Below are 5,362 nucleotides of genomic sequence, written 5' to 3'. Positions count from 1 at the left end.
GCACCGCGTTGAGCGCCGCGCCCTTGCGGAGGTTGTCGCTGACGCACCAGAAGGCGAGGCCGTTCTCGACGGTGGAGTCATCGCGCACGCGGCTGACGAAGGTCGCATAGTCGCCGACGCACTCGACCGGGGTCACGTATCCGCCGTCCTCGCGCTTGTCGACCAGCATTACGCCCGGCGCCTCGCGCAGGATCTTCTGCGCGTCCTCGGCCGGCAGCTCGCGCTCGAGCTCGACATGCACCGCCTCGCTGTGCCCGACGAACACCGGCACGCGCACGCAGGTCGCGATCACCTTGACCTTGGGGTCGAGGATCTTCTTGGTCTCGACCACCATCTTCCACTCTTCCTTGGTCGACCCGTCGTCGAGGAAGCTGTCGATGTGCGGAATCACGTTGAACGCGATCTGCTTGGTGAACTTCTTGGGCTCTGCCTGATCGCCGACGAAGATGTTGCGCGACTGCTCGAACAGCTCGTCCATCCCCGCCTTGCCCGCGCCCGACACCGACTGATAGGTCGAGACGACGACGCGCTTGACCCCCGCCGCGTCATGCAGCGGCTTCAGCGCCACCACCATCTGCGCGGTCGAGCAGTTCGGGTTGGCGATGATGTTCCTGGCCTTGTAGCCGTCGATCGCCTCCGGGTTCACCTCGGGCACGATCAGCGGCACGTCGGGGTCCATGCGGTAGAGCGAGCTGTTGTCGATCACCGTGCAGCCCGCCGCGGCGAACTTGGGGGCATAGACCTTGGTCGCCTCGCTGCCGATCGCGAACAGCGCGATGTCCCAACCGGCCGGATCGAAATGCTCGATGTTCTGGATCTTGTACTGCTTGCCGGTCTCGCCGAAGTCGACCATGTCGCCGGTCGAGCGCGACGAGGCGACCACCGCCAGCTCGTCGATCGGGAATTCCCGCTCGGCCAGGATGTTGAGCATCTCGCGACCGACATTGCCGGTGGCCCCTGCGACGACGACACGATAACCCATGGTAGACCCTTTCATGCGGTCGAGCCGCCCGGTGCTTCGGGCAGCGACATAGTCATTTCAGTTTGAGAAGTCAGCGGGGCGGATCGCCTACTGAAGATGTTTCGCGGCAGCCCGAACGCCGCGACCGGCTGGAATCAGCGGGTCGCGTTCCGGGCGGTGATAATGGGCCGTTTTCGAAACATGCCGCGCCCCTAGCAGCCGGGCGGCGCGCGGAACAGGGAATTTCTTCTTTCGTTGCGGTGAAGTTGCGGTTCACCCCGTGGACGCACGAGTGGGCGCTCGCCTAGAACGCCGTAACGCAAGCAGGAGACGAAGCCTTGGCCGAACCGTTCGTCCGTCCCGATGTCCGTGCCTTTCTCGACATGATCGCCGCAATGCCCGAGGGCGAATGGCCGCCCCAGCCCGCACAATATCGCGCGCAATATGCCGCGATGAAGGACCTGGTCGACTTGCCCATGGGCGAGCTCGCCACGGTCCTCGACCTCGCCATCCCCGGGCCCGCCGGCCCGATCCCCGCACGCCTGTTCGACGCGCGCGCCTCACGCGAGCCCGGACCGGCGGTGGTCTTCTATCATGGCGGCGGCTTCGTGATCGGCGACATCGACACCCACGCGTCGATCGCCGCGGAGATGGCGCGCACGCTCGACCTGCCGGTGATCTCGGTCGGCTACCGCCTTGCCCCCGAGCATCCCTGGCCCGCCGCGTCGGACGATGCCGAGGCTGCCGCGCGCTGGGTCGCCTCGAGCCCCGCCGAGCTCGGCCGCGCCGTCACCTCGATCGCGCTCGCCGGCGACAGCGCGGGCGGGCAGATGTCGGCGGTCGCCGCAGTCGACCTGCGCGACAAGCCCGCGGCGGCACCCGTGATCGCCCAGCTGCTGATCTACCCCGCCGCCGATCTCGGCACCGACCATCCCTCGCTCGACGCGTTCGGCGAAGGCTATTTCCTGACCCGCAAGGGCATGGCGTGGTTCGCGGAATGCTATGCCGCCGACACCGCGCATCCGCGTTGTACGCCGACCGTCAATGAATCGCTCGCCGGGCTGCCGCCCGCGGTGATCGTCACAGCGAGCCTCGATCCGATCCGCGACCAGGGCCGCGCCTATGCCGCCGCGCTGATCGCCGCCGGCGTGCCGGTGGTGTTCCGCGAGGCCGTCGGCAACATCCACGGCTTCATCACCCTGCGCAAGGCGATCCCCTCCGGCCAGGGCGACGTCGCCGGCATGCTCGCCGCGTTCAAGGACGTTCTGGTCGAGGCCGAGGCCAATCGCGTGATGCTGCAGGCCGCGGCATGATCGATCGCGAGGCTCTTCCCTACCGCCCCTGCGCCGGGGTGATGCTCATCAACCGCGACGGCCTGGTCTTCGTCGGCCAGCGCCTCGATTCGACGCTCGAGGCATGGCAGATGCCGCAGGGCGGGATCGACCCCGGCGAGGACGCGCTCGACGCCGCCTATCGCGAGCTGTGGGAGGAGACTGGCGTCGCCCGCGGCCATGTCGAGTTGGTCGCCGCGGCGGCCGAGGAGCTGCAATACGACCTCCCCGACGACCTCCTCGGCAAGGTGTGGAAAGGCAAGTGGCGCGGCCAGCGCCAGCGCTGGTTCCTGTTCCGCCTCACCGCGGGCGACGAGGCGATCGACATCGCCACCGCCGAGCCCGAGTTCCGCGCCTGGCGTTGGATCGACCCGGCCGAGCTCCCGCACGTCATCGTCCCGTTCAAGCGCGAGCTCTACGCCCGGCTGCTCGAAATCTTCGCCGAGCCGCTCGGTCTCGGCACCGGCGTAGGAAACGCCTGAGCTGAAGGAGACGGATCGCAGGTCGCGTCCGTCCGGTTCGACCGTTCAGCTGCTGGGCGGCCGGATGCGTCCGCAATAGTCCCAGCAGGCATTGCCCGGCATCGGAAAGGTCGACCCGCCGAAACCGCCATTGCCGCCGCCTCCGTTCTGAAGGCCGCCATAGGAGTTGTCCATATAATGGTCGCAGTCGGACTGATGCTGGATCACGCAGGCCTCGATCGCCAGATAGTCCCCATCGCCGGTGTCTTCGTCGCAATAGAGGATGAGCTGGTCGATGCAGGCGTTGTACGGATGAAACACCGGCCACGACTGCGCATTCGCGGATGAAAGAGGGGTCGTTCCGGCAACTAGAACGAGGCTGGCGGCAAATGTCGTGATTTTGCTCATGGCTACTCCCTTCCCGGATGGAGTCGACACGCCGATATTAGGACGGCTACGGGCGGCGACGCGGCCTGTTGCATCCGAAGTCGAGCCATCCGGGCGTTCGCGCTGCCCGCGCCGCCGGTCAAGGTCAGCGGGGATGAGGCGAAAACCCGATCTCGATTTTGCCGCATTGCGGAATTAATAGGACGATATGCGCCGGCAGATCCTCCCCTCGCTCGCCCCGCTGATCCTCGCTTCGCTGCTGCCCGGCACCGCCCTGGCGGCGCAGGAAGCCGTGTCTTCCGAGAAGAAGGAGCAGGAAGAGGAAGCCCCGCCCGAGGTGCCGCCCGCGATCAAGGCGATGCTCGACGCCGCGATGCGTGCGGGCGACGAGGCCGCGGTCAACGCCATCGCGAAATACGCGAAGGCCGGCGACAAGCCGAGCGCCGAGCTGGTCCAGCGCGCCGCCGGCAACTGGAAGGACGAGCGCCGCGAGGCCGCGCAGCGCCGCCTGCGCGAGGCGCGCTTCCTCGATCTGGTCAAGGGACGCGCCGAGCTCGGCGGCTACATCAACACCGGCAACTCGGAGACGGTCGGCCTCACCGGCGTGCTCGATCTCAAGCGCGACGGCTTCCTGTGGCGCCAGAAGCTGCGACTCCAGGCCGATTATCAGGAGAGCCTCGGGCGCGTCGCGCAGGAGCGCTACATCGCCGCCTACGACCTCAACTACAAGGTGGAGGACCGCGCCTATATCTATGGCGCGGCGATGTTCGAGAGCGATCGTTTCGCCGGCTTCGACCAGCGCTATTCGCTGTCTGCGGGCGCCGGCTATACCGCGCTCGACAGCGGCGGGCTGCGGCTCGACGTCGAGCTCGGCCCGGCCTTCCGTCACACCGATCTTACCGACGACACCGTCGAGAGCCAGCTCGCCGCGCGCGGCAAGCTCGACTTCGACTGGAAGCTGTCGCCCACGATCACCTTCAGCCAAGACGCCGCAGCCTACGTGCAGAGTTCGAACAGCACGATCACGGGCAAGACCGCGCTCCGCGCCAAGCTGTTCGGCCCATTCTCCGCGCAGATGTCATACGCCGTGAACTACGAGAGCATGCCGCCGATCGGTCGCAAGACGACCGACACGACGAGCCGTGCGTCGCTGCTGGTGGATTTCTAGGCCTATCCCGCCGGCCGGTGCGCGTAGCTCAGCACGCGCGCCATCTCCCATCCGGTGCCGGTCTTGCGCCACACCACCGCGAACCGCGCATCGCCATCGAGCCGTTCCGCAGCGTCGCCCTGCTTGGCGTAGAACCGATGCACCCCGCTCACGATCGCGCCCTGCCCGGGCACCGGATCGACCGCCACGCTGCCTTCGACCACTTCGCGCCGTACGTGAAGTCCGGGTGTCCCGCAGGGACCCTTCACCAGCGACTCCACCACCTTGTCCCGCCCGGCGGTCAGTCCGGTCTTGTCATGGTAGAATTCGATGTCGCGCGCCAGCAGCCGGCCCATCGCCGTCGCGTCGCACTGATTGAATGCGCGCCAGAACGCGGCATCCGCCGCCAGCACGCCCCCATCACCAGGCGCGGCGTCCGCCGCCGATGCGCAAAGAAGCATTATGACGGCTGCAACCTGTTTCATCCCAACTGTATTATTATAGCAATACAGTGACTGCAACCGTATCGTTCGATACTTTTCACCCGCCGGGGGTTCACCCGCCGCAAATCAACCGATACACCCGCTCGCATGGGCCTTTCCGCAATCGAAATCGCCGCGATCGAGCATGCCCGCGCGGCGCCGATGCTGGCCCAGGTCGAGCGGTGGGTCGCGGTCAACAGCGGCACCCGCAACCTGCCCGGCCTCGCCACCATGGCCGAGATGCTGGCCAGCGCCTTTGCTACGCTGCCGGGCGAGCTCACCCTGGTCGAGCCCGCCCCGGTCGAGACGGTCGACGGCAAGGGCGACGTCCTTCCGCTCGCCCATGGCCGCCACCTCCATTTGCGCGTCCGCCCCGAAGCGCCGGTCCAGATGCTGTTCACCGGCCATATGGACACCGTCTTCCCCGCCGATCACCCCTTCCAGAACGCCGCCTGGCTCCCCGACGGCCGCCTCAACGCCCCCGGCGCCGCCGACATGAAGGCCGGCCTGTCGCTGATGCTTGCCGCTCTCCGCGCCGTCGAATCCACCCCCGCCGCGGAACGCTTCGGCTATGAGGTGGTGATCAACTCGGA

Annotated in this window: 7 protein-coding genes; 4 read left to right on the top strand and 3 right to left on the bottom strand. The window is 67.3% G+C overall.

Annotated features, from left to right (window positions below):
* Positions 1-982: aspartate-semialdehyde dehydrogenase (locus ABDV68_RS18165; RefSeq protein ID WP_343521505.1), on the bottom strand; the 982-nt coding region annotated here is incomplete at its 3' end.
* 317 nt (positions 983-1,299) lie between these two features.
* On the opposite strand from ABDV68_RS18165, the gene ABDV68_RS18160 reads away from it, so the two are divergent.
* Together ABDV68_RS18160 and ABDV68_RS18155 are read left to right on the top strand one after the other, a co-directional pair.
* Positions 1,300-2,274: an alpha/beta hydrolase gene (locus ABDV68_RS18160; protein WP_343521504.1), complete on the top strand. Its 975-nt coding sequence runs from the start codon at positions 1,300-1,302 to the stop codon at positions 2,272-2,274.
* The gene (locus tag ABDV68_RS18155) at positions 2,271-2,774 is read left to right on the top strand and encodes an RNA pyrophosphohydrolase (protein ID WP_343521503.1); all 504 of its coding nucleotides are present in this window, start codon (positions 2,271-2,273) and stop codon (positions 2,772-2,774) included. The genes ABDV68_RS18160 and ABDV68_RS18155 overlap by 4 nt, the downstream gene beginning before the upstream one ends.
* Before the next feature lie 45 nt (positions 2,775-2,819).
* Here ABDV68_RS18155 and ABDV68_RS18150 read toward each other — a convergent pair whose 3' ends face one another.
* Complete coding sequence (locus ABDV68_RS18150) at positions 2,820-3,161, bottom strand: hypothetical protein (protein ID WP_343521502.1); 342 nt, start codon at positions 3,159-3,161, stop codon at positions 2,820-2,822.
* A gap of 187 nt (positions 3,162-3,348) precedes the next feature.
* Here ABDV68_RS18150 and ABDV68_RS18145 point away from each other — a divergent pair, with 187 nt between their 5' ends.
* Entirely contained in the window at positions 3,349-4,308 is a 960-nt protein-coding gene (locus ABDV68_RS18145) for a DUF481 domain-containing protein (protein WP_343521501.1), read from the top strand.
* A gap of 2 nt (positions 4,309-4,310) precedes the next feature.
* On the opposite strand, the gene ABDV68_RS18140 is transcribed toward ABDV68_RS18145, so the two are convergent.
* Positions 4,311-4,772, bottom strand: a complete 462-nt coding sequence (locus ABDV68_RS18140) for a nuclear transport factor 2 family protein (protein ID WP_343521500.1) — start codon at positions 4,770-4,772, stop codon at positions 4,311-4,313.
* Between the two features lie 105 nt (positions 4,773-4,877).
* Here ABDV68_RS18140 and ABDV68_RS18135 point away from each other — a divergent pair.
* Positions 4,878-5,362, top strand: a 485-nt coding sequence (locus tag ABDV68_RS18135) for a M20/M25/M40 family metallo-hydrolase (protein WP_343521499.1), incomplete at its 3' end; no start/stop codon positions are given.

This window comes from Sphingomonas sp., assembly GCF_039595165.1.
Lineage (GTDB): Bacteria > Pseudomonadota > Alphaproteobacteria > Sphingomonadales > Sphingomonadaceae > Sphingomonas.
This window is presented reverse-complemented; position numbering and strand designations above follow the sequence as displayed.